The 24027-nt window shown below is 39.5% G+C and carries 29 protein-coding genes; 28 read left to right on the forward strand and 1 reads right to left on the reverse strand.

The window, feature by feature from the left end; all coding sequences use genetic code 11:
* Positions 1-70: 70 nt before the first annotated feature.
* The 19 genes from hprK (at position 71) to SPAR10_RS07540 (ending at position 14842) form a co-directional block, all read left to right on the forward strand.
* Positions 71-1006 (forward strand): HPr(Ser) kinase/phosphatase, encoded by a 936-nt coding sequence (gene hprK, locus SPAR10_RS07455; protein ID WP_004252528.1) that lies wholly within the window; start codon positions 71-73, stop codon positions 1004-1006.
* Positions 999-1787 carry a prolipoprotein diacylglyceryl transferase gene (lgt, locus tag SPAR10_RS07460; RefSeq protein WP_004252529.1) on the forward strand — a complete coding sequence of 263 codons (789 nt, stop codon included), beginning with the start codon at positions 999-1001 and terminating at the stop codon, positions 1785-1787. Before hprK ends, lgt begins: the two co-directional genes overlap by 8 nt.
* 1 nt (position 1788) lies before the next feature.
* On the forward strand, positions 1789-2172 hold the full coding sequence (locus SPAR10_RS07465; protein WP_004252531.1) for a DUF948 domain-containing protein: 384 nt from the start codon (positions 1789-1791) through the stop codon (positions 2170-2172).
* 14 nt (positions 2173-2186) lie between these two features.
* Positions 2187-2582, forward strand: coding sequence for a YtxH domain-containing protein (locus tag SPAR10_RS07470; protein ID WP_004252533.1), 396 nt, complete (start codon positions 2187-2189; stop codon positions 2580-2582).
* Positions 2583-2667: 85 nt separating this feature from the next.
* Positions 2668-3798, forward strand: a complete 1131-nt coding sequence (hemW, locus tag SPAR10_RS07475) for a radical SAM family heme chaperone HemW (protein ID WP_004252535.1) — start codon at positions 2668-2670, stop codon at positions 3796-3798.
* Between the two features lie 4 nt (positions 3799-3802).
* Complete coding sequence (locus tag SPAR10_RS07480) at positions 3803-4540, forward strand: acyl-[acyl-carrier-protein] thioesterase (RefSeq protein WP_004252538.1); 738 nt, start codon at positions 3803-3805, stop codon at positions 4538-4540.
* A gap of 10 nt (positions 4541-4550) precedes the next feature.
* The gene (locus SPAR10_RS07485) at positions 4551-5324 is read left to right on the forward strand and encodes a TIGR01457 family HAD-type hydrolase (RefSeq protein ID WP_004252540.1); all 774 of its coding nucleotides are present in this window, start codon (positions 4551-4553) and stop codon (positions 5322-5324) included.
* On the forward strand, positions 5314-5946 hold the full coding sequence (locus tag SPAR10_RS07490; RefSeq protein WP_004252546.1) for a TIGR01906 family membrane protein: 633 nt from the start codon (positions 5314-5316) through the stop codon (positions 5944-5946). Before SPAR10_RS07485 ends, SPAR10_RS07490 begins: the two co-directional genes overlap by 11 nt.
* A gap of 137 nt (positions 5947-6083) precedes the next feature.
* Positions 6084-6485, forward strand: coding sequence for a Spx/MgsR family RNA polymerase-binding regulatory protein (locus SPAR10_RS0102010; protein ID WP_006148218.1), 402 nt, complete (start codon positions 6084-6086; stop codon positions 6483-6485).
* Positions 6486-6764 carry a UPF0223 family protein gene (locus tag SPAR10_RS07495; protein ID WP_004252549.1) on the forward strand — a complete coding sequence of 93 codons (279 nt, stop codon included), beginning with the start codon at positions 6486-6488 and terminating at the stop codon, positions 6762-6764.
* Entirely contained in the window at positions 6754-7521 is a 768-nt protein-coding gene (locus SPAR10_RS07500) for an inositol monophosphatase family protein (protein WP_004252551.1), read from the forward strand. The genes SPAR10_RS07495 and SPAR10_RS07500 overlap by 11 nt, the downstream gene beginning before the upstream one ends.
* 6 nt (positions 7522-7527) lie before the next feature.
* A complete protein-coding gene (locus SPAR10_RS07505) occupies positions 7528-8841 on the forward strand; it encodes an RsmF rRNA methyltransferase first C-terminal domain-containing protein (protein ID WP_004252553.1) in 1314 nt (437 codons plus the stop codon).
* Positions 8842-8950: 109 nt separating this feature from the next.
* Complete coding sequence (locus tag SPAR10_RS07510) at positions 8951-9829, forward strand: phosphate ABC transporter substrate-binding protein PstS (RefSeq protein WP_004252554.1); 879 nt, start codon at positions 8951-8953, stop codon at positions 9827-9829.
* Entirely contained in the window at positions 9829-10746 is a 918-nt protein-coding gene (gene pstC / locus SPAR10_RS07515) for a phosphate ABC transporter permease subunit PstC (protein ID WP_004252555.1), read from the forward strand. Before SPAR10_RS07510 ends, pstC begins: the two co-directional genes overlap by 1 nt.
* Positions 10736-11620, forward strand: a complete 885-nt coding sequence (gene pstA, locus SPAR10_RS07520; RefSeq protein ID WP_004252556.1) for a phosphate ABC transporter permease PstA — start codon at positions 10736-10738, stop codon at positions 11618-11620. The genes pstC and pstA overlap by 11 nt, the downstream gene beginning before the upstream one ends.
* Before the next feature lie 10 nt (positions 11621-11630).
* On the forward strand, positions 11631-12434 hold the full coding sequence (gene pstB, locus SPAR10_RS07525) for a phosphate ABC transporter ATP-binding protein PstB (RefSeq protein WP_004252558.1): 804 nt from the start codon (positions 11631-11633) through the stop codon (positions 12432-12434).
* Positions 12435-12446: 12 nt separating this feature from the next.
* Positions 12447-13205 carry a phosphate ABC transporter ATP-binding protein PstB gene (gene pstB / locus SPAR10_RS07530; protein WP_004252559.1) on the forward strand — a complete coding sequence of 253 codons (759 nt, stop codon included), beginning with the start codon at positions 12447-12449 and terminating at the stop codon, positions 13203-13205.
* A 10-nt stretch (positions 13206-13215) separates the two neighbouring features.
* On the forward strand, positions 13216-13869 hold the full coding sequence (phoU, locus tag SPAR10_RS07535) for a phosphate signaling complex protein PhoU (protein ID WP_004252561.1): 654 nt from the start codon (positions 13216-13218) through the stop codon (positions 13867-13869).
* A gap of 157 nt (positions 13870-14026) precedes the next feature.
* Positions 14027-14842: an ABC transporter substrate-binding protein gene (locus SPAR10_RS07540; protein WP_004252563.1), complete on the forward strand. Its 816-nt coding sequence runs from the start codon at positions 14027-14029 to the stop codon at positions 14840-14842.
* Between the two features lie 116 nt (positions 14843-14958).
* Here the strand turns inward: SPAR10_RS07540 and SPAR10_RS07545 are convergent, their stop codons facing one another.
* Positions 14959-16287 (reverse strand): aminotransferase-like domain-containing protein, encoded by a 1329-nt coding sequence (locus SPAR10_RS07545; protein WP_004252564.1) that lies wholly within the window; start codon positions 16285-16287, stop codon positions 14959-14961.
* 132 nt (positions 16288-16419) lie between these two features.
* Here SPAR10_RS07545 and budA point away from each other — a divergent pair, with 132 nt between their 5' ends.
* The 9 genes from budA to SPAR10_RS07585 all read left to right on the forward strand — a co-directional run bounded on the left by budA (position 16420) and on the right by SPAR10_RS07585 (position 24017).
* Entirely contained in the window at positions 16420-17148 is a 729-nt protein-coding gene (budA, locus tag SPAR10_RS07550) for an acetolactate decarboxylase (protein ID WP_025170557.1), read from the forward strand.
* Positions 17149-17165: 17 nt separating this feature from the next.
* The gene (locus SPAR10_RS07555; protein WP_004252567.1) at positions 17166-17915 is read left to right on the forward strand and encodes a YhfC family intramembrane metalloprotease; all 750 of its coding nucleotides are present in this window, start codon (positions 17166-17168) and stop codon (positions 17913-17915) included.
* A gap of 119 nt (positions 17916-18034) precedes the next feature.
* Positions 18035-18940, forward strand: coding sequence for a UDP-N-acetylmuramate dehydrogenase (murB, locus tag SPAR10_RS07560; protein WP_004252569.1), 906 nt, complete (start codon positions 18035-18037; stop codon positions 18938-18940).
* Positions 18941-19074: 134 nt separating this feature from the next.
* A complete protein-coding gene (locus SPAR10_RS07565; protein WP_004252571.1) occupies positions 19075-20232 on the forward strand; it encodes an ABC transporter ATP-binding protein in 1158 nt (385 codons plus the stop codon).
* Positions 20213-21019, forward strand: coding sequence for an ABC transporter permease (locus tag SPAR10_RS07570; protein WP_004252573.1), 807 nt, complete (start codon positions 20213-20215; stop codon positions 21017-21019). The genes SPAR10_RS07565 and SPAR10_RS07570 overlap by 20 nt, the downstream gene beginning before the upstream one ends.
* Positions 21016-21789, forward strand: coding sequence for an ABC transporter permease (locus SPAR10_RS07575; protein WP_004252574.1), 774 nt, complete (start codon positions 21016-21018; stop codon positions 21787-21789). The genes SPAR10_RS07570 and SPAR10_RS07575 overlap by 4 nt, the downstream gene beginning before the upstream one ends.
* Entirely contained in the window at positions 21786-22856 is a 1071-nt protein-coding gene (locus tag SPAR10_RS07580) for an ABC transporter substrate-binding protein (protein ID WP_004252575.1), read from the forward strand. The genes SPAR10_RS07575 and SPAR10_RS07580 overlap by 4 nt, the downstream gene beginning before the upstream one ends.
* 150 nt (positions 22857-23006) lie before the next feature.
* The gene (locus SPAR10_RS0102015; protein ID WP_025170558.1) at positions 23007-23270 is read left to right on the forward strand and encodes a hypothetical protein; all 264 of its coding nucleotides are present in this window, start codon (positions 23007-23009) and stop codon (positions 23268-23270) included.
* Between the two features lie 261 nt (positions 23271-23531).
* A complete protein-coding gene (locus SPAR10_RS07585) occupies positions 23532-24017 on the forward strand; it encodes an LURP-one-related/scramblase family protein (protein ID WP_004252577.1) in 486 nt (161 codons plus the stop codon).
* Positions 24018-24027 lie beyond the last annotated feature (10 nt).

Consider the following 24027-nt stretch of genomic DNA (forward strand, 5'->3'; position numbering starts at 1 on the left):
CGGTAAAAAACACAAACTTCTTCCTACAATCTGATATAATAGTAAGAGAACTCAATTGAAGGAGGAATATATGTCGGTTTCAGTAAAAGAAGTAATTGAGAAGCTTAGATTAGACATTGTCTATGGGGAGCCTGAATTACTTGAAAAGGAAATTAATACTGCAGATATAACGCGACCTGGTCTTGAAATGACAGGCTATTTTGATTACTATACTCCAGAGCGTATTCAATTGTTGGGGATGAAGGAATGGTCTTATCTAGTCTCTATGCCTTCTCAAAATCGTTACACTGTTTTGAAAAAAATGTTCCTACCAGAAACACCAGCAGTTATTGTTGCGCGTGGTTTGGTAGTTCCAGAGGAAATGTTGAAGGCAGCCAGAGAATGTAAAATTGCGATTTTAACTAGTCGTACAGCAACCAGTCGTTTGTCTGGAGAACTTTCTAGCTATCTTGATTCTCGTCTAGCAGAACGTACTAGTGTACACGGTGTCCTAATGGATATCTATGGTATGGGTGTTTTGATTCAAGGTGATAGTGGAATTGGTAAGAGTGAGACAGGTTTAGAACTAGTTAAACGTGGTCACCGCTTGGTGGCAGACGATCGAGTAGATATCTATTCTAAGGATGAAATGACTCTCTGGGGTGAACCTGCTGAAATTTTGAAACATTTGTTAGAAATTCGTGGAGTAGGGATCATTGATGTCATGAGTCTATACGGTGCTAGTGCAGTTAAGGATTCTTCACAAGTTCAGCTAGCTGTTTATTTGGAAAATTACGATACACATAAGACCTTTGACCGCTTAGGAAATAATGCTGAAGAGTTGGAAATTTCAGGTGTTTCTATTCCGCGTATTCGGATTCCTGTAAAAACAGGTCGCAATATTTCTGTGGTCATTGAAGCTGCTGCCATGAACTATCGTGCTAAGGAAATGGGCTTTGATGCGACACGTCTCTTTGAAGAAAGATTGACGAAATTAATTGAAAAGAACGAGGTGCAAAATGATTGATCCAGTTGCTTTTCAAATAGGTCCATTTGCCATTAGATGGTATGCACTTTGTATCGTTTCCGGCCTTATCTTAGCGGTATATTTGGCAAGTAAAGAAGCTCCTAAAAAGAAAATCTTATCAGAAGATATTCTGGATTTTATCTTAGTGGCTTTCCCTTTGTCAATCATCGGCGCGAGACTTTACTATGTTATTTTTAAATTTGACTATTATAGCCAACATTTAGGGGAGGTATTTGCTGTCTGGAATGGTGGTCTTGCGATTTACGGCGGTCTAATTACCGGAGCGATTGTACTTTATATTTTCGCAGACCGTAAATTAATCAATACCTGGGATTTCTTAGATATTGCAGCTCCGAGTGTAATGATTGCTCAGAGTCTAGGACGTTGGGGGAACTTCTTTAACCAAGAAGCTTATGGCGCAGTTGTGGAGAGTCTTGACTACTTGCCTAGTTTCATTAAAAATCAGATGTATATTGATGGCTCATATCGACAACCAACCTTCCTTTACGAATCTATCTGGAACCTGATTGGTTTTGCTTTAATTATTATTTTTAGACGCCGATTAAATGGCATTCGTCGTGGTCATATCACAGCCTTTTACTTAATTTGGTATGGTTTTGGACGTATGATTATTGAGGGCATGCGTACAGATAGTCTCATGTTCTTTGGACTTCGAGTATCTCAGTGGTTGTCTGTTCTATTAATTGGACTTGGTATTTATATTATCGTTTATCAAAATCGGAAAAAAGCACCATTTTATAATGTAAAAAAGGAGAATTAGAATGTTAGAAGTTGCTTATATTTTTGTGGCTATTGCCTTGATTGTCTTTATAGTTTATTTGATTATTACCCTTCAAAAAGTTGGACGTGTAATTGATGAAACAGAAAATACTGTTAAAACGCTAACTTCAGATGTAAATGTTACTCTACATCACACAAACGAACTTCTTGCCAAGGTCAATGTTCTTGCTGATGATATCAATATCAAAGTTGCAACCATTGATCCACTCTTTACAGCAGTTGCAGACCTTTCTGTTTCTGTCTCTGACTTAAATGAGCAGGCTCGTGTCTTGAGTAAAAAAGCATCATCTGCAGGTTCAAAAACATTAAAGACTAGTGCAGGCTTATCTGCCGTTCGTATTGCAAGTAAATTTTTTAAAAAATAAAAAGGAGATAACTCATGCGTAAATTATCATCAATCCTTTTAGGAACTGTTTCAGGTGTGGCTGTTGCCTTGTTTCTAACAAGTGAAAAAGGGAAACGTGTTACTAGTCAGGCACAAGACTTTATTGAAGATCTGAGAGAAGATCCAGAATATGCTAAGGAACAAGCTCTTGAAAAATTGACAGAAGTCAAAGAACAAACCAGAGATTTTGTTCTAAAGACAAAAGAACAAGTAGAATCAGGCGAAATTACCTTGGATTCAGTTCTTGAAAAATCTAAATCTTTAGCTCAACAAGCAACTGAGGCTTCAAAAGAGACCTTGAACAATCTCAAGGAACAATTGGAAGAAAAAGTAGTTGTTGAAGACCCAGAAGACGGTCAAGAAATCATCATCGAAATCGAAGAAGATTAAAATAGAAATCACCATTTTTGATTCCCTTAGAGTCGGAGATGGTGATTTTTTTCTTGAGGGAAGTCTTTGTGGTATAATAAATACTATGCAGAAGAAACCAACATCAGCTTATGTGCACATTCCATTTTGCACACAAATCTGTTATTATTGTGACTTTTCTAAGGTCTTTATTAAAAATCAACCAGTAGACAGCTATCTAGAACATCTACTGCAAGAATTTCATTCTTATGACATTCAGAAATTGCGTACTCTCTATATTGGGGGAGGGACACCGACAGCCTTGTCTGCGCTACAGTTAGAGGTGCTTCTGGATGGATTGACTAAAAACTTAGATTTGTCAGTCTTAGAAGAATTAACCATTGAGGCTAATCCTGGTGATTTGGATGAGGATAAGATTGCAGTTTTGAAAAATTCAGCAGTCAACCGTGTTTCATTGGGCGTCCAAACCTTTGATGATAAAATGCTGAAAAAAATTGGTCGTAGTCATTTAGAGAAAGATATCTATGAAAATATAGATCGTCTCAAGTTAGCAGGGTTTGATAATATTTCCATTGACTTGATCTACGCTCTTCCTGGTCAGACTATGGACCAGGTCAAGGACAATGTTGCCAAGGCCATCGCTCTTGATATACCTCATATGAGCCTTTATAGTTTGATTCTAGAAAACCATACGGTCTTTATGAATCGTATGCGTCGTGGGAAATTACCACTTCCTAAAGAAGAAGTAGAAGCTGAAATGTTCGAATATATCATTGCTGAATTAGAGCGTGCTGGTTTTGAGCATTACGAAATTTCAAATTTTTCAAAACCTGGCTTTGAAAGTCGTCACAATCTTATGTACTGGGATAATGCTGAGTATTATGGTATAGGTGCAGGTGCGTCTGGCTATGTAAACGGTGTTCGCTATAAAAACCATGGCCCTATCCGCCATTATCTAAAGGCAGTAGAAGAAGGCAATGCTCGCATCAATGAGGAACACCTGAGTCTAAGGGAACAAATGGAAGAAGAGATGTTTCTTGGACTTCGCAAGAAGACAGGAGTTTCAAAAGCAAGATTCGAAGAAAAATTTGGCACATCTTTTGAAAATTTATATGGTCAAGTTGTAAGAGATTTATGTCATCAAGGTCTTTTACAAGTAGAAGGTCAACAAATACGAATGACAAAAAAAGGTCTCTTTTTAGGAGATACAGTAGCAGAACGATTTATATTGGAGTAGAATTATGGGCTTAACTTATCAAATGAAGATGAAAATTCCTTTTGATATGGCTGATATGAATGGCCATATCAAGTTGCCAGATGTTATTTTGTTGTCCCTGCAAGTATCAGGAATGCAATCAATTAATCTAGGAGTGAGTGACAAGGATGTTTTAGAACAGTATAATCTAGTCTGGATTATCACTGATTATGATATCGATGTTGTACGTTTACCTCAATTTGATGAGGAAATCACAATTGAAACGGAAGCCTTGACTTACAATCGTCTATTTTGCTACCGCCGATTTACTATTTATGATGAAGATGGTCAAGAAATCATTCGCATGGTAGCTACCTTTGTTCTTATGGATCGTGATAGTCGGAAGGTTCATCCTGTAGTTCCAGAAATTGTCGCCCCTTATCAGTCTGAGTTTTCTAAGAAACTAGTCCGTGGACCAAAATACACAGAGTTAGAAAACGCGATTAACAAGGACTACCATGTTCGTTTTTATGACTTGGATATGAATGGTCACGTCAATAACAGCAAATATCTGGACTGGATTTTTGAGGTTATGGGGGCAGATTTCCTAACCAATCATATTCCTAAAAAAATCAACCTCAAGTATGTCAAGGAAGTTAGACCAGGTGGTATGATTACTTCTAGTTACGAATTGAATCAACTAGAAAGCAATCACCAAGTCACAAGTGATGGCGATATTAATGCTCAGGCAAAGATAATTTGGCAAGAAATTAACACAGATTAGAAAGTAATATATGACTTATAAAGGCTATTTAATTGATTTAGACGGTACAATTTATAAAGGAAAAGATAGGATCCCAGCTGGTGAAGCATTTGTTCACGAGTTACAAAAGAGAGAGATTCCCTATCTTTTTGTAACAAACAACACTACTCGTACACCTGAAAGTGTCCAAGAGATGTTGGCAAATCAGTTTAATATTGATACGCCTGTATCGACAATCTATACTGCAACCTTAGCGACCATTGATTACATGAATGACCTGGGGCTTGAAAAGACCGTTTATGTGATTGGAGAAGCAGGGCTCAAGGAAGCTATTCAAGCAGCTGGTTATGTTGAAGATAAAGAAAATCCAGCCTATGTGGTTGTAGGTTTGGACTGGCAAGTTGACTATGAAAAATTTGCTACTGCAACCCTAGCTATCCATAAAGGTGCTCATTTTATCGGCACCAATCCAGATTTAAATATTCCAACAGAACGTGGACTTTTACCTGGTGCTGGTTCACTGATTACTCTTCTTGAAGCAGCAACTCGCGTAAAACCAGTTTATATTGGAAAACCAAACGCGATTATTATGGATAAGGCTGTTGAACACCTAGGACTTGAACGCCAAGAAATTGTCATGGTGGGGGATAATTATCTTACTGATATTCGCGCTGGTATTGACAATGGGATCCCTAGCCTTTTGGTGACGACAGGATTTACAAAACCTGAAGAAGTAGCGGATTTACCAATCGCCCCAACCCATGTCCTCTCAAGTCTATCGGAGTGGAATTTCGATGAAAACTAAATTTACTTTTGTAGGAAGTATTCTCTTTCTCCTCTCGCTTGCTATTTTATTGACCATCTACCTGTCTTGGTTGGTATACCCTCTGGAGATTTCTTGGTTAAACTTGACTAGTCGTGTTCATGTCCAACCTCAGACCATCCAACATAACTTTAATGTTTTGATGGATTATTTGACCAATCCATTGAGTCAAGTATTAGCAATGCCAGATTTTCCTTCGTCTGCTTCTGGAATTCACCACTTTGTGGTTGTAAAGGGACTCTTTCACCTAGCGCAAGGAGTAGCAATCGTAACTCTACCGATTTTCTACCTTTTTTGGAAGCAAGTCATTCAGAAAGGTTTTCTGTCTCTATATCGCAGGGGTCTCTTGATTATGCTGTCTTTACCTTTGGTTCTTGGTTTAGTTGGCGTCTTCATTGGTTTTGAACAATTCTTTACCTTGTTTCATCAGATTCTATTTGTAGGTGATGATACCTGGCTTTTTGATCCCGCTAAAGATTCGGTCATTCTTATTTTACCAGAGGATTTTTTCCTGCATGCCTTTCTCCTATTTTTCTGCTTGTATGAGTTAATTTTTGGATTCGTTTATCTACTAAGTTGGAAAAAATTACCGAAAAGAGAATAAATGCATAAAAATGTTTTAAAAATTTTACGAAAAACTTATTTTTCTTTAAAAAGTAGGTTTTTTTACGGAAATAACTAGTCAAGCGCTTTATTTTTTTGTATAATAGAGTTAGAAAAGTATGCAAAGTAGAGAATAGCATGATTACACTATTTTTATCACCGAGTTGTACATCATGTCGTAAGGCAAAGGCCTGGCTTGATAATCATAAAGTGCCTTTCCAAGAGCACAACATTATGACCAGTCCTTTATCAAGAAAAGAATTGCAACACATTCTTTCCTTGACCGAAAACGGTACCGATGACATCATTTCAACTCGTTCAAAAATTTTCCAAAAGTTAAATATCGATGTGGAAAGTATCTCGGTGACAGAGTTGCTTAATTTAATTGAGCAATATCCTAGTCTTTTGCGTCGTCCAATCATCATTGATGATAAACGTATGCAGATTGGCTTTAATGAAGATGAGATTCGTGCATTTCTTCCTCGTAGTTATCGTAAGCAAGAATTGAAAGAAGCTACATTAAGAGCTGGTATTAATTAGATGAATAAACAGTATAGTTACCCACTAGATTTGTCGTGGAGCACTGAAGAACTTGCTTCAGTGCTTTCTTTTTTTAATGATGTTGAAGCTGCCTATGAGACACAGGTAGATGCTAAGAAACTATTAGATTCCTACAAGGTATTCAAGTCAGTTGTGCCTAGCAAGAGCGAAGAAAAACGTTTGGGACGTGAGTTTGAATCAGTTAGTGGATACTCTTTCTACCGTGCAGTCCAGTTGGCCAAAGAAAAAGGAGAAGGGAAGATTTCACTTGGAAAATAAATTTACATTTGCCAAAGAAATTGTCAGGGAAGCTGGGGAATACATTCTCCAGCATATGAAAGAAGATCTCCATGTTGAGAAAAAGTCTTCCCCTACAGATTTGGTAACTAAGTTAGATAAAGAAGTTCAAGACTTACTTATTAAAAGAATCCGTTCTCGCTATCCAGATGATCTATTTTGTGCAGAAGAAGGCTGCGTGCGTGCAGCAGTAGGACAAGGTTCTGTATGGATTATTGATCCTATTGATGGAACCAACAACTTCGTAGCACAAGGTGAAGATTTTGCTGTTATGCTGGCCTATTTTGAGGATGGTGTTGGTAAGTTTGGTATTATTTATGATGTTATGAAGGGTGATTGTTACCATGGTGGAGGAGACTTCCCGCCCTGTCGCAATGACGAACTTTTACCACTCTTTAAAAAGAAACCCTTGAGAGAATTTTTGGTAGCTGGTAATTCTGGAATGTTAGCGACTAACGAATGGGGCTTAGCGGATTTGGGAAATGCTGCACTTGGGACACGAGTTTATGGCAGCGCCGCTATTAGTTTTGCTAAGGTGCTGTCAGGTCGACTTTTAACTTATATCACTTATTTACAACCTTGGGATTATGCGGCTGCAAGTATTCTAGGTGAGAGTTTGGGTTATAAGGTTTTTACGATTGCTGGCGAGGAAGTCGATTTTCAAACACGACAGGCCGTTATGATGGTGCCAGTCGAGATGAAAGATGAGATTCAATCCTATATCTATGAAAGGAAATAAACCTACATGCAATTTCCGGATGGATTTGTAAAAAAATACGAAACAATATTGGGAGATGAGGCAAGAGCTTTTCTTGCCTCTTTTGATGATGAGGCTGTTTCTGCTTTTCGTATCAACCCTTTAAAAGAAAGACAGCTTTCTTTTTCAGATGCTATTCCCAATACACCCTGGGGCTACTATGGGAAGGTTTCAGGGAAATCACCAGAACATGTAACTGGCTTGGTCTATTCACAAGAACCTGCCGCACAAATGGTCGCTCAAGTAGCCCAGCCAAAGCCAGGTATGAAGGTCTTAGACTTGGCAGCGGCTCCCGGTGGGAAATCCACTCAACTGGCCTCCTATCTTGCAGGAGACGGTCTTCTTGTTTCAAATGAGATTTCAAGCAAACGGTCAAAGATTTTAGTTGAAAATATGGAACGCTTCGGTGCGACTAATGTCGTTGTGACCAATGAATCTGCAGACCGTTTAGCCAAGGTTTTTAAAGGCTATTTTGACCTGATCGTTTTAGATGCACCTTGCTCAGGTGAAGGGATGTTTCGTAAACAACCTGACGCTATGGATTATTGGAGTGTCGATTATCCTAGCCAGTGCGCTAGTTTACAACGTGAAATTTTAGCAGATGCTGTTACCATGTTGGCTGATGGTGGTCGACTAGTCTATTCAACCTGTACCTGGGCGCCAGAAGAAAACGAAGAAATCGTCCAATGGTTACTGGATAGCTATCATTTTGAATTAGTTCCAATCCAACATATCAATGGAATGGTACCTGGGATTGATTTACCTGAAACAGCTAGAATGTACCCTCATCACTTTAAGGGAGAAGGTCAGTTCGTGGCTCATCTTCAGTTTAAAGGTCAAAACAAGACTGGGAAGTTCAAACCTTCTAAATCCAACCTATCTCGTGAACAGATTTCCTTATGGCAGGATTTTGAGAAAAAACACCTTAAAGAAAAACTGACCGGTGTCCTACAAGTTTTTGGAGACCAGCTTTATCTCTTGCCAGAAGTCCTACCTGATATAGGAAAACTCAAGATAGCTCGTAATGGTCTTCATCTTGGAACTTTTAAGAAAAAACGTTTTGAACCAAGTTTTGCTCTTGGCTTAGCTTTAAAACCAAGCCAAGTCAAGCAAGGAATCGAAATTCATCAAGAAGACTTTGTCAAATATGTGGCTGGTGAAACGGTCCAATTAGCTGAAACTCTTCCAAATGGTTGGTACCAAGTTTTGGTTGGTGGAAATGGTCTAGGTTTTGCAAAAGTAACCGGAAATACCTTGAAGAATTATTTTCCCAAGGGCTTGAGGTTTCAGGTGAAAAACTAGTCAAAAACAGTATTCTATGTTATAGTGGAAGTATGGATTTTCCCTGAAAATAATAGAAAATAAGGGTGAAAATTCAAGCTATTCATCATTATTTTCAAGGAGACAAATAGTGAAAAAATTTAAAAAACTCACCATCTCTCTTGCAACTCTTTTACTTGCTGGTTCGCTAGCAGGATGTGCAAGTTGGATTGATCGTGGGGAGTCTATGACGGCTGTCGGTTCAACTGCCCTTCAACCTTTAGTCGAGGCGGCAGCAGATGAATTTGCGACCGCACACGTTGGTAAAACAGTCAATGTTCAAGGTGGTGGATCTGGTACAGGTCTGTCTCAAGTCCAGTCTGGAGCGGTAGAAGTCGGTAACTCGGATGTATTTGCCGAGGAAAAAGACGGAATCGATGCATCTGCCTTAGTTGACCACAAGGTAGCTGTTGCGGGGATAGCTGTTATCATCAACAAAGAAGTAGATGTTGATAATCTTACGACAGAACAACTTCGCAAAATTTTTACAGGTGAAATTACCAACTGGAAAGAAGTCGGCGGTAAGGATTTAGCTGTTTCTATTATCAACCGTGCTGCGAGCTCAGGTTCTCGTGCTACCTTTGACAGTGTGATTATGAATGGTCAGTCAGCGGTACAAAGTCAGGAGCAAGATTCAAACGGTATGGTGAAGTCCATCGTTTCCCAAACACCTGGAGCTATTTCCTACCTAGCTTTCGCCTATGTTGATGATTCTGTTGGGACCATCAAACTTAACGGCTATGAACCAATTTCAGAGAATGTAACCACTAACAATTGGCCTTTGTGGTCTTATGAACACATGTATACACTTGGTGAGCCAAATGAATTGGTTGCCGAATTCTTAAACTTTGTTCTTTCGGACGAAGCGCAAAATGGAATTGTTAAAGGTATGGGCTATATTTCTGTTAAGGAAATGAAGGTCGAAAAAGATGCTGTAGGTACTGTGACAGCGGTAGAAGGGAGCCAATAATGAATCAAGAAGAATTATCAAAAAAATTGCTCTCTCCTTCAAAAAACTCTCGTCTTGAGAAATTAGGAAAAGGGCTAACCTTTGCCTGCCTTTCTTTGATTGTTATCATTGTTGCTATGATTTTGATTTTCGTGGCTCAGAAAGGCTTATCGACCTTCATTGTTAATGGTGTGAATATCTTTGATTTTCTTTTTGGTGCAACTTGGAATCCGTCAGGTAAACAATTTGGTGCCCTTCCAATGATTCTAGGTTCCTTTATCGTGACCATCTTATCAGCTCTGATTGCAACACCATTTGCCATTGGCGCTGCAGTCTTTATGACAGAAGTGTCACCAAAAGGAGCCAAGATTTTGCAACCGGCTATTGAACTCTTAGTTGGGATTCCTTCAGTAGTTTATGGATTTATCGGATTGCAGGTCGTAGTACCATTTGTACGTACTGTCTTTGGTGGAACAGGTTTTGGTATTTTATCAGGGATTTTCGTTCTCTTTGTTATGATTTTGCCGACTGTAACCTTCATGACAACAGATAGCCTACGTGCAGTTCCTCGTCACTACCGTGAAGCTAGTTTAGCCATGGGAGCTACTCGTTGGCAAACTATCTGGCGTGTAACCTTGAAGGCTGCTCGTTCAGGTATTTTTACGGCAGTAGTCTTCGGAATGGCGCGTGCCTTTGGTGAAGCCCTGGCTATTCAGATGGTTGTTGGTAACTCAGCAGTTGTTCCAACTTCATTGACGACACCAGCAGCGACTCTGACATCTGTTTTGACCATGGGAATCGGTAATACCGTTATGGGAACTGTTGATAATAATGTTCTTTGGTCACTGGCCTTAGTATTGCTTTTGATGAGCTTGGCCTTTAACAGTGTGATTAAATTGATTACAAAAGAGAGAGGAAAGAAAAACTATGCACGCTAAGAAATTAGATAAACTTGCAACAGCTGTCCTCTATACCATCGCAGGAATCATTGTGACCATTCTAGCTTCCTTGATTCTTTATATCTTGGTTCGAGGCTTACCTCATGTTTCTTGGTCTTTCTTGACAGGAAAATCATCTTCTTATCAAGCAGGTGGCGGTATTGGAATTCAGCTTTATAATTCCTTTTTCCTTTTGGTGATTACCTTATTTATCTCTGTACCTCTATCAATGGGGGCTGGAATTTTCCTAGCAGAGTATGCTAAAAAAGGTCGGATTACAAATTTTGTCCGTACCTGTATTGAAATCTTGTCTTCTCTACCATCCGTTGTTGTAGGTCTCTTTGGTTACCTCATCTTTGTAGTCCAGTTCGAGTATGGATTTTCCATTATTTCAGGTGCCTTGGCTTTGACCGTCTTTAATCTTCCACAGATGACTCGTAACGTTGAAGACAGTTTGAAACACGTTCACCATACGCAACGTGAAGCTGGTTTGGCGCTTGGACTTTCTCGTTGGGAAACAGTCCTTCATGTCGTTATTCCTGAAGCCCTACCTGGTATTGTAACGGGAATCGTGCTTGCTTCAGGTCGTATCTTTGGTGAGGCTGCAGCCCTTATCTACACAGCGGGTCAATCTGCGCCAGCTCTTGACTGGTCTAACTGGAATGTTCTCAGCGTAAGTAGTCCAATCTCAATCTTCCGTCAAGCAGAAACCTTGGCTGTCCATATCTGGAAAGTCAACAGTGAAGGAACTATTCCTGATGGAACTTTGGTTTCAGCAGGTTCTGCAGCGGTGCTCCTAATCTTTATCTTGATCTTTAACTTTGGAGCACGTAAACTCGGAAGCTATCTACATAAGAAATTAACGGCAGCCTAAAGGAGAAGCCATGTCAAAATATAATTGGGATGAAAGGCATATCATTACTTTTCCAGAAGAAAAAGTGGCCCTCTCTACGAAGGATTTACATGTTTACTACGGTAAGAATGAATCCATCAAGGGCGTGGATATGCAATTCGAAAAAAATAAAATTACGGCCTTGATTGGTCCATCAGGTTCTGGGAAATCAACCTACCTACGCAGTCTCAATCGTATGAATGATACCATTGATATTGCTAAGGTTACAGGACAAATTCTCTATCAAGGAATTGACGTTAACCGTCCTGAAATCAATGTTTATGAAATGCGTAAACACATCGGAATGGTTTTCCAACGTCCAAACCCATTTGCTAAATCAATCTACCGCAACATTACCTTTGCACATGAACGTGCAGGAGTTAAGGACAAGAAGGTCCTTGATGAAATTGTAGAAACCTCACTTCGCCAGGCTGCCCTCTGGGACCAGGTCAAAGATGACCTTCACAAGTCAGCCTTGATGCTTTCAGGTGGTCAACAGCAACGTCTCTGTATCGCTCGTGCTATTTCTGTAAAACCAGACATTCTCTTGATGGATGAGCCGGCATCAGCCTTGGATCCGATTGCGACAGCTCAGCTAGAGGAAACCATGCTTGAGTTGAAGAAGGACTTTACCATCATTATCGTGACCCACAGTATGCAACAGGCTGCGCGTGCGAGTGATTACACTGGATTTTTCTACTTGGGTGATTTAATTGAGTACGATAAAACGTCAAACATTTTCCAAAATGCCAAGCTACAATCTACCAATGACTATGTAACTGGACACTTTGGTTAGAAAGGAAACAGTATGACAGAACCGATTTTACAGGTTAAAGACCTGTCTGTTTATTACAACAAAAAGAAGGCCTTGAATAGTGTTTCCTTATCATTCCTACCCAAGGAAATTACAGCACTTATAGGACCGTCAGGGTCTGGGAAATCAACACTTCTTAAGGCTATTAACCGAATGGGTGACCTTAATCCTGAAGTGACGACAACTGGATCAGTGGTTTATAATGGGCACAATATCTATAGTCCGCGTACCGACACGGTTGAATTACGTAAGGAAATCGGGATGGTTTTCCAACAACCCAATCCATTCCCAATGTCTATCTACGAAAATGTTGTTTATGGACTAAGAATTAATGGAGAGAAAGACAAGCAAGTCTTGGATGAAGCTGTGGAGAAAGCTTTACAGCGTGCTTCAATCTGGGATGAGGTCAAGGACCGTTTGCATGATTCAGCAATTGGTCTATCAGGTGGACAACAACAACGTGTCTGTGTAGCCCGTGTATTGGCGACTAGTCCAAAGATTATCCTCTTAGATGAGCCAACCTCAGCCTTAGACCCTATCTCGGCTGGAAAAATCGAAGAAACCCTATATAGTCTTAAGGACAAGTACACCATGCTATTGGTTACTCGTTCCATGCAGCAAGCATCTCGAATCTCTGATAAAACAGGCTTTTTCCTCAATGGAGATTTGATTGAATTTAACGATACCAAGGAAATGTTCCTCTATCCACAACATAAGGAAACAGAAGATTACATTTCAGGTAAATTTGGATAAGGAGAAAAAGATGTTACGATCTCAATTTGAAGAAGATTTAGAGAAATTGCATAACCAATTTTACGCTATGGGACAAGAAGTTCTTTCCCAAATCAATCGTACTGTACGTGCTTTTGTCACTCATGACCGTGACTTGGCTAAAGAAGTCATCGAGCAAGACGCAGAAGTCAATGAATACGAATTGAAACTTGAAAAGAAATCATTTGAAATCATTGCCCTTCAACAGCCAGTATCACAAGACCTACGTACAGTTCTAACAGTTCTAAAGGCTGTTTCAGACTTGGAACGTATGGGGGACCACGCAGTATCCATTGCTGAGGCAACCATTCGTATGAAGGGTGAACAACGCATCCCAGCAGTCGAAGAAGAAATCAAAAAAATGGGACGTGATGTTAAAGATTTCGTAGAAACAACCCTTGAACTTTACCTAAACGGATCCGTTGATAAGGCCTATGAAGTTGCAACCATGGATGAAAAAATCAACCATTATTTTGAAAATATTCGTGATTTGGCAACTGAAGAAATCAGAAAGAATCCAGATGCTATTGTCACAGGTCGTGATTACTTCCAAGTGATTTCATACTTGGAGCGCATCGGTGACTATGCAAAGAATATCTGTGAATGGGTTGTTTACTTTGAAACAGGTAAAATTGTAGAATTGTAAAATTGATTAAATATACAGAAAAAGGAGCCGAATAATGAATAAAAGCTTCTTTTTTTGTTTAAGAAAATGAAAAAATAAATAAATATTAAATTCACACTTGACAAACGAGGTTTGCCGAGTTATAATTATACAAAATTGACAGAGAGGTTGTTTATTTATGAAATTTAAAAAATGGATATTTGTCTTATGTAGTTTTCTTGCAAGTTTCTTTTTAGTTGCTTGCCAATCATCTAGCTCAAGCTCACAGTCTGCAGTAGAGGCAATCAAACAAAAAGGTAAATTAGTGGTCGCAACTAGCCCAGACTATGCACCATTTGAGTTTCAAGCACTTGTGGATGGCAAGAACCAAGTCGTCGGTGCTGATATTGATATGGCACAAGCTATCGCTGACGAACTTGGAGTGAAATTGGAAGTTTCAAGCATGAGTTTTGATAATGTCTTGACCAGCCTTCAAACAGGGAAAGCAGATCTGGCCATTGCGGGAATCAGTGCAACTGAAGAAAGAAAAGAAGTCTTTGATTTCTCAATTCCTTACTATGAGAACAAGATTAGTTTCCTAATCAGAAAAACTGATCTTGAAAAATACAAAGATTTGGATTCTCTAGAAAGTGCAAATATTGCAGCTCAAAAAGGAACTGTTCCTGAATCTATGGTCAAAGAGCAACTTCCTAAAGCGCAGTTGACTTCATTGACAAATATGGGTGAAGCTGTTAATGAACTTCAATCAGGTAAGGTTGATGCTGTTCATATGGACGAGCCAGTAGCACTCAGCTATGCAACAAAAAATGCTGACTTGGCTGTCGCAACAGTAAGCTTAACTATGAAAGAAGGCGAAGAAAATGCAGTTGCTATCAAGAAAGGCAACTCAGATTTGAAGGAAGTAGTTGATAAGGTTATTCAAAAACTAAAAGATGACGGTACTTATCAAACATATCTTGAAAAAGCCGCTAAATTAACAGAAGTAGAACAATAAAAAAACAGAGGCTGGGACAAAAGTCCTAGCCTCTCAATTGTCATTGGATTATCAAGCAAGACGCAGTAGTTGAGTGGGCTCTACTACGCTGATTTCATCAGCTTTTACAGCCTTACTCAACTGTGCGGAGGTGGGACGACGAAATCGAATTCTAACGAATTACCGATTTCTGTCCCACTCTCTGTTTTTAAGTAATTTAATGTTGTTTCAAGATTTTCTAAAGGAACCTTAGCAAATTGATAAGGGCAAGTCTCAATGTAGGACGATTCGAAAAAGTCTAGATTTAAAGAGCTATGTTTGAGGCTTGCAATCTTAGGATAGTTCCTGAGATCAAGCAAAAGTCCATCATGGAGAGGATAGTTTGGTAGGGAAAGGGGATAAGATTTTAATAGCTTATGAATGAAGTCTTGACTTTTCTCTTGTAGTGCCAATCTTGCTACTCTATTTTTTTCAAATAGTTGACTATCAATATAGAGTGATAAAGCCTTTTGCATAATGAGGTTGTTATCATAGTCCAGAATGTTTTTATAAGAGACAAAAGCATCTTTCATAACATTTGGAAGTATGAGAGCAGTGATTCGAAGTGCGGGGAAAATACTTGTTGAAAAAGACTTGATGTAGATGACCAAATCATTTTGGTCCAAATAATGAAAGGTTTGTCCCATTTTAGGATCTAGATCTCCCAGATAATCATCTTCAACGATATAAATTTGATATTTGGCTGCTAGATCAAGGATAGCACGTTTCTCCTCTTCAGAATATGAATGACCCAGAGGATAGTGGAATCGAGGAATGGTGTAGAAAAATTTAATGTTACCACTTTTAAAATGTTTCTCAAGTTCTTTCAGGTCAATGCCATCCACCCGACGTTCAATGGTTTGATAGGGGATATTTTGAGCTAGCAGAAGCTGGTTCATTCGGTGATAGGTTGGTTGTTCGACCAGTATTTCTTGGCCCTTACCTGGAAAGTCAATTTGAGAAAGAATAAACAGTGCTTGCTGGGTTCCAGTTGTCATGACTAATTGATCGGGTTTACTATAGATAGCTTGGTCAAACAGTAGTTTCTGAACAGACTTTCGTAATTCTTCTAAACCCTCTTGGTGTTCATAGTAGTTGTAGAGATAATTTTCTCGACCGATCAAGCTTTCATTGACACAAAGACGAAAATCATCATAGGCAGCCACATGTTCGTCATTGACCGAGATAACGAGGTCTTCGTGGCTAGCTTGTTGTTCTAAAACATAATAGCCACTTTGAGGTTTGGAGTAAATGTATTTCTCGTATCGGAGTTCCAAAAGTGCACGTTGCACAGTATCTTTACTGCAGTGGAAGTCTTGACTGAGTTTTCGGATAGAAGGTAGACGACTTCCTGTTTGAAGTTTTCCTGATTCAATCTCTTCTTTTAGATAGTGTACAACTTGTTCGTACTTGCTTTCTTGCTTCATTCCAGGCCTCTCTTGATTTTGTTACATTGTACCTTTTTTTTGGAAGTTTGACAATGTTAAAAGGTGGTCTAGCATTCAATTCTAAGAAGAAATGTGATATACTTAGTAAGTAAATTTTCAAAGAAGAGTGAGATGATAAAGGTGCAAGAACCAGTTAAATTATTCCAATACAATACTTTGGGAGCTTTGATGGCAGGACTTTACGGCGGGACTATGACAGTTGGTGAGTTACTTGAACATGGAGATTTAGGGCTAGGAACCTTGGACTCTATTGATGGGGAGCTAATTGTCTTAGATGGTAAAGCCTATCAAGCTAAGGGTTCGGGTGAGAAGCCTGAAATCGTTGAAGTTTCACCAGACGCGCTGATTCCCTATGCAGCAGTTGTACCCCACCAGGCAGAAGTTATTTTCCGCCAGCGTTTTGAAATGACTGATAAGGAACTAGAAAAACGTATTGAATCCTACTATGATGGAGAAAATCTTTTCCGTTCGATTAAGATTCATGGTGATTTTAAACACATGCATGTTCGCATGATTCCAAAATCGACAAGCGAAACGAAGTTTGCTGAAGTTGCAACTCATCAGCCTGAGTATAGTTGCGATAATGTATCAGGAACTATTGTAGGTTTCTGGACACCTGAGATTTTCCATGGTGTTAGTGTTGCCGGTTACCATTTACACTTTATCTCAGATGATCGAACCTTCGGTGGTCACGTCATGGACTTTGTCATCAAAGAAGGGATCGTAGAAGTTGGAGCGGTTGATCAGTTGGATCAACGTTTTCCTGTTCAGGATCGTCAGTACCTCTTTGCTAAGTTTAACGTTGAAGAGATGAAAAAAGATATCGATCAGGCAGAATAGAATAAAAGGAGATAAGTATGAAAATTCATGTCATAATCACAATGCTAGCTTTATTTGTATTTCTCATAGCTGCCATTTGGTTCTCAAAAAAGAAGTACAAGATTAACCTTTCAGTTTTAGGACTTGGGGCAGTTGCATTTTTTGTCTCATCTCAGGTCTTAGAGAAAATCGTTCATCTCTTGGTTCTTCATCCACAAAAGGATGGGACAGTTCCTCTCATGACGGAAAATCCCCTTCTCTATGTGATTTACGGGGTCTGTATGGCTGCTTTGTTTGAAGAAACGGCTCGACTTGTCTTCTTTAAATGGTTGGAGAAGAAGAGAGCTTTGGAAGATTCGGATGCCCTCGCCTATGGACTTGGTCATGGTGGCTTGGAATTGCTCTACCTCGGAATGGGAAGCTTGATTAGTCTTTTGATTCTCTTTTCGTTATTAGAGTCTTCAAATCCAGATTTGGCAAATCTCCTTCCCAAAAATACACTTGAAACAGTACAATCTCTATCTGGATGGCAGGTTTATTTACTCGGTGTTGAGCGTGTGCTTGCTCTTGTTATGCAAATTGGTCTCTCTTTCTGGGTTTATCAAGCAGTTCGTCAAAAGAATTGGATTTACCTAGTAGCTGCCTATGGTCTACATGCCCTATTTGATCTGGCTCCGAGTCTATCTCAGGTTGGTTGGATTTCAAATCCGCTTCTTGTTGAAGGATTGTTAGCAGTGGAAGTTGTTCTATTTGTATACTTTACAAAAACTATCTTGTATAAAAAATAATCATAAAAAAGAGGTCTGACCTCTTTTTTACTTGTGTGAATAAAAAAGCTTTTTCAAATCGTCGAAAAAAATCGCTAAAAATGGTATAATGGAATGAATTTTATAAAAGGATAAGAAAGATGACTGTATTAGAAAAATTAAAAGAAAACCTAGAAGGAATTGATATTCGATTCGATGAGCCATTGAAAACTTATACCTATACCAAAGTCGGAGGGAAGGTAGATTACTTAGCTTTTCCTCGCAATCATTATGAGATGGCCCATGTGGTTAAGTTCGCTAATCAAGAAAATATCCCATGGATTGTTCTTGGAAATGCCAGTAATATTATCGTCCGAGAAGGCGGAATTCGTGGCTTTGTCATTATGTGTGACAAGCTTAATAATGTCTCTGTTGATGGTTATACGATTGAAGCAGAAGCGGGAGCTAACTTGATTGAGACCACTCGAATCGCTCTCCGCCATAGTTTGACAGGATTTGAGTTTGCCTGTGGAATTCCAGGAAGCGTCGGGGGAGCTGTCTTTATGAACGCTGGTGCTTATGGAGGTGAGATTGCTCATATTTTGCAGTCTTGCAAAGTATTGACCAAGGATGGAGAAATCGAGACTTTATCAGCCAAGGACTTAGCCTTTGGTTACCGTCATTCAGCTATTCAAGATTCTGGAGCAGTAGTCTTATCAGCTAAATTTGCACTATCTCCAGGGAATTATGAGACTATTAATCAAGAAATGGATCGCTTAACTCATTTGCGTGAACTTAAGCAACCTTTGGAATATCCATCATGTGGTTCTGTCTTTAAACGTCCAGTTGGGCATTTTGCAGGGCAATTGATTTCAGAAGCTGGTTTGAAGGGCTACCGTATCGGTGGTGTCGAAGTCTCAGAAAAGCATGCAGGCTTTATGATTAATGTAGCCGATGGAACAGCAAGAGACTATGAAGACTTAATTGAGTCTGTTATCGAAAAAGTTAAAGAACAATCAGGTGTTACCCTAGAGCGAGAAGTTCGTATCTTGGGTGAACACGAATAACATTATTATTACACATTATACAAAGATTGGGATTTTATCGCTAGATATGGTTTGGGTCAATTCCTTACAGTCATTGCTAGCATTTTACAAGGTCCCAATCTGTTAATTTACGAAGAAAAAGGAATTTAGAGGAATTGAAAAAACCAATTATCGAATTCAGAAACGTTTCTAAAGTTTTTGAAGATAGTGACACTAAGGTTCTCAAGGATATTAACTTTGAGTTGGAAGAAGGAAAATTTTATACACTGCTAGGAGCTTCTGGTTCAGGAAAATCAACCATTCTCAATATTATCGCGGGCTTGCTAGACGCAACGACTGGTGATATTTTGCTGGATGGCGTAAGAATCAATGATATCCCTACCAATAAGCGCGATGTTCACACAGTCTTCCAATCTTACGCCTTGTTCCCGCACATGAATGTCTTTGAAAATGTTGCCTTTCCATTGCGATTGCGAAAGGTTGATAAAAAAGAAATCGAAAAACGTGTCTTAGAAGTTCTCAAGATGGTACAGCTTGAAGGATATGAAAAACGTTCTATCCGTAGGTTATCTGGAGGACAACGTCAGCGTGTAGCTATTGCGCGTGCGATTATCAACCAGCCTCGAGTGGTACTCTTGGATGAGCCTTTGTCAGCACTTGACTTAAAGTTGCGGACAGACATGCAGTACGAACTCCGTGAACTGCAACAACGCTTGGGCATAACATTTGTCTTTGTTACCCATGATCAGGAAGAAGCTCTTGCCATGAGCGACTGGATTTTCGTCATGAATGACGGTGAAATCGTCCAATCAGGAACACCGGTGGACATCTACGATGAACCAATCAATCACTTTGTTGCCACTTTTATTGGTGAATCAAATATCTTGCCAGGGATTATGATTGAGGACTACTTGGTCGAGTTCAATGGCAAACGATTTGAAGCGGTCGATGGTGGTATGAAGCCAAATGAACCAGTCGAAGTCGTGATTCGTCCAGAGGACTTGCGCATCACTCTTCCTGAAGAAGGGAAACTTCAAGTTAAGGTTGATACGCAGCTCTTCCGTGGAGTTCACTATGAGATTATCGCCTATGACGAGCTTGGCAATGAATGGATGATTCACTCGACTCGTAAGGCCATCGTTGGTGAGGAAATCGGTCTGGACTTTGAACCAGAAGACATCCACATCATGCGTCTCAATGAAACAGAAGAAGAGTTCGATGCTCGTATCGAAGAATACGTAGAAATCGAAGAGCAAGAAGCAGGTTTGATTAACGCTATCGAGGAGGAGAGAGATGAAGAAAACAACCTCTAAACTCTTTGTAGTGCCCTACATGCTTTGGATTGCACTCTTTGTATTGGCACCCCTGGTCTTGATTTTTGGACAATCATTTTTCAACATCGAAGGCCAGTTTAGTTTAGAAAACTATAAATCCTATTTTGCGTCACAAAACTTAACCTATCTCAAAATGAGCTTCAACTCTGTTCTTTATGCAGGGATTGTGACTCTAGTGACACTCTTGATTAGCTATCCAACAGCCCTCTTTTTGACTCGTCTCAAACACCGTCAACTCTGGCTCATGCTGATCATCTTACCAACTTGGATCAACCTACTGCTCAAGGCTTATGCCTTTATCGGAATTTTTGGTCAAAATGGCTCTATTAATCAATTCCTCGAATTTATCGGAATCGGTTCTCAGCAGTTGCTCTTTACAGATTTCTCCTTTATCTTTGTCGCAAGCTACATCGAGCTTCCCTTTATGATTTTACCGATTTTCAATGTCTTGGATGACATGGATAACAATCTCATCAATGCCAGCTACGACCTCGGTGCGACCAAGTGGGAAACTTTCCGCCATATTATCTTCCCTCTATCGATGAATGGAGTGAGAAGTGGGGTTCAGTCTGTCTTTATCCCCAGCTTGAGTCTCTTCATGTTGACACGTTTGATTGGAGGGAACCGCGTTATCACGCTGGGAACGGCTATTGAGCAGAACTTTCTAACCAATGACAACTACGGTATGGGTTCTACCATCGGGGTGATCCTTATCCTGACTATGTTCATCACCATGTGGGTGACCAAGGAAAGGAGAGAACGATGAAAAAATTATCGAATCTATACCTAGCCTTCGTCTTTATCGTCCTCTATCTGCCAATCTTCTACTTGATTGGTTATGCCTTCAATGCTGGGGACGATATGAATAGTTTTACAGGTTTTAGTTTAGCTCATTTCCATGCTATGTTTAGCGATGGAAGACTCATGCTGATCCTGGTACAGACATTTTTACTAGCCTTTTTGTCAGCCTTAATTGCGACAGTGATTGGTACTTTTGGAGCTATCTACATCTACCAATCACGCAAAAAATACCAAGAAGCCTTTCTATCTCTCAATAACATTTTGATGGTTGCACCCGATGTTATGATTGGTGCCAGCTTCTTGATTCTCTTTACTCAGCTCAAGTTCTCTCTTGGTTTTCTGACAGTGTTGTCCAGTCACGTAGCCTTCTCGATTCCTATCGTAGTGCTTATGGTCTTGCCACGATTGAAAGAGATGAATGGGGATATGATTCATGCGGCCTATGACCTTGGAGCTAGTCAGTTCCAGATGTTTAAGGAAATTATGCTCCCTTACCTAACGCCTTCTATCATCGCAGGTTACTTTATGGCTTTCACCTATTCCTTAGATGACTTTGCTGTGACCTTCTTTGTAACGGGGAATGGATTTTCAACCCTCTCAGTCGAGATTTACTCTCGGGCTCGTAAGGGAATTTCGCTAGAAATTAATGCTCTTTCAGCCTTGGTCTTTCTCTTTAGTATTATCCTAGTTGTCGGATATTACTTCATTTCACGTGAGAAGGAGGAACAAGCATGAAACGACTCTATTCATTTTTAGCAGGAATTTTAGCCATTATCCTTGTCTTATGGGGAATTTCTTACCATCTTGATAGTAAAATCAATAGCCGTGATAGTCAAAAACTGGTTATCTACAACTGGGGAGATTATATCGATCCAGAACTTCTAGAAAAATTTACAGAAGAAACAGGGATTCAAGTCCAGTACGAAACCTTTGACTCCAACGAAGCCATGTACACGAAAATCAAGCAGGGTGGGACAACCTATGATATTGCCATCCCAAGTGAGTACATGATTAATAAGATGAAGGACGAAGACCTCTTGGTTCCATTAGATTATAGTAAGATTGAGGGAATTGAGAATATTGGTCCAGAATTTCTCAACCAGTCCTTTGACCCAAACAATCAGTACTCTATCCCATACTTCTGGGGAACTTTGGGAATTGTCTACAACGAAACCATGGTGGAAGAAGCGCCTGAACATTGGGACGACCTCTGGAAACCAGAATACAAGGATTCGATTATGCTCTTTGATGGGGCGCGTGAAGTACTTGGGTTAGGTCTTAACTCACTAGGCTATAGCCTCAACTCAAAAGATCCTCAACAACTGTCACAAACGGTTGATAAACTGTATGAGCTAACTCCTAATATCAAGGCAATTGTAGCCGATGAGATGAAGGGTTACATGATTCAGAACAATGCTGCTATCGGTGTGACTTTCTCAGGAGAAGCCAGTCAGATGTTGGAAAAGAATCCTAATCTCAAATATGTTGTACCGACAGAAGCAAGCAACCTCTGGTTTGATAACATGGTTATTCCTAAAACTGTCAAGAACCAAGATGCAGCCTATGCCTTCATCAACTTCATGTTGAAGCCTGAAAATGCTCTTAAGAATGCAGAGTATGTCGGCTATTCAACACCAAACAATGCTGCTAAGGAAATGCTCCCAGAGGAGACAAAAGAGGACAAGTCCTTCTATCCAGATGCAGATACAATGAAACACCTCGAAGTTTATGAGAAGTTTGACCATCAATGGACAGGAATCTACAGTGACCTCTTCCTACAATTTAAGATGTATCGGAAGTAGAAGTATATAAAATAAAAACGAATCAGTAAATCTGGTTCGTTTTTTGAATAGATCGTAATTTGTATAACTGTTTATTTTTACTATCCTATTTGCTTATTTTATTTCCTAGTAGTATACTAATCTTATCATAATAGAAAGCGGTAACAAATCATGAAAATGTCTACTTTTTTCAAAAAAAGTTACTGGCCAACCTTTTTGATTGTTGACCAAACAATTATACTATTCCATTTAAAGGATGGCTTGGATCGGCAATATCTAACAACTGATTCCATACATTTGGTGATAGGGTTCTTTATATTTGCAAATATTTTCGTAGCTATCTTTAGCAATTCGAAAATGTGGGATAAAAGTTGGGATAAAAAGAGTGATAGCAGTAAGAAAAAATATATCCTGAAAAAGTCATCAGGGATATAGGGAGTTGGTTATTTAAATGAGGATTATTTCCAGTTGACGCAAGCTTAAAAAAACGTTATAATAAGAGAGTTGAGAATTGATTTTCTCTCCATCTTAGACCAGAGAAATGGCGGTGCTGCGAGCCATCTAAGATAGAAAATCATGCTACTCAATCTAACAATTGCATAAGAACGAAAGAATGACAAGTTCATTGAATGAAGGTGGTACCGCGGTTTTTCGCCCTTCGTGATATGGATTTGTCTTTTATTTTTGGAGGTGTTTATGAGAACATTTCTTGTCAAACAGAAATTTCGCCTAGGTGGTGAACGTTTTGATATCAAGGATGAGTTGGGCAATGTCGCCTATCAGGTTGAAGGTTCATTTTTTAAGATTCCTAAAACTTTTACCATCTATGATGTTGCTGGTGAACAGGTCAGTGAGATTAGTAAGGAAGTCTTAACTTTCCTACCTCGTTTTGAAATTCAACTGAGTAACGGCGATAGTTTTTATATCCGGAAGAAGTTGACGTTCTTTAGAGATAAGTATGAATTTGACAATCTCGGTCTTCGTATCGAAGGAAATGTCTGGGATTTGAATTTTAAATTGCTGGACGATCGTGACCAAGTAATTGCGGAGATTGCTAAGGAACTGTTCCATTTAACCTCGACTTATACCGTGACCGTCTACGACGAATCTTATGCAGACCTAGTCATTTCCCTCTGTGTCGCTATCGACTATGTAGAGATGCTAGAAAGCCAATCAGATTAAAAAAGGAGAT

This window comes from Streptococcus infantis SPAR10, assembly GCF_000279535.1.
GTDB lineage: Bacteria > Bacillota > Bacilli > Lactobacillales > Streptococcaceae > Streptococcus > Streptococcus infantis_I.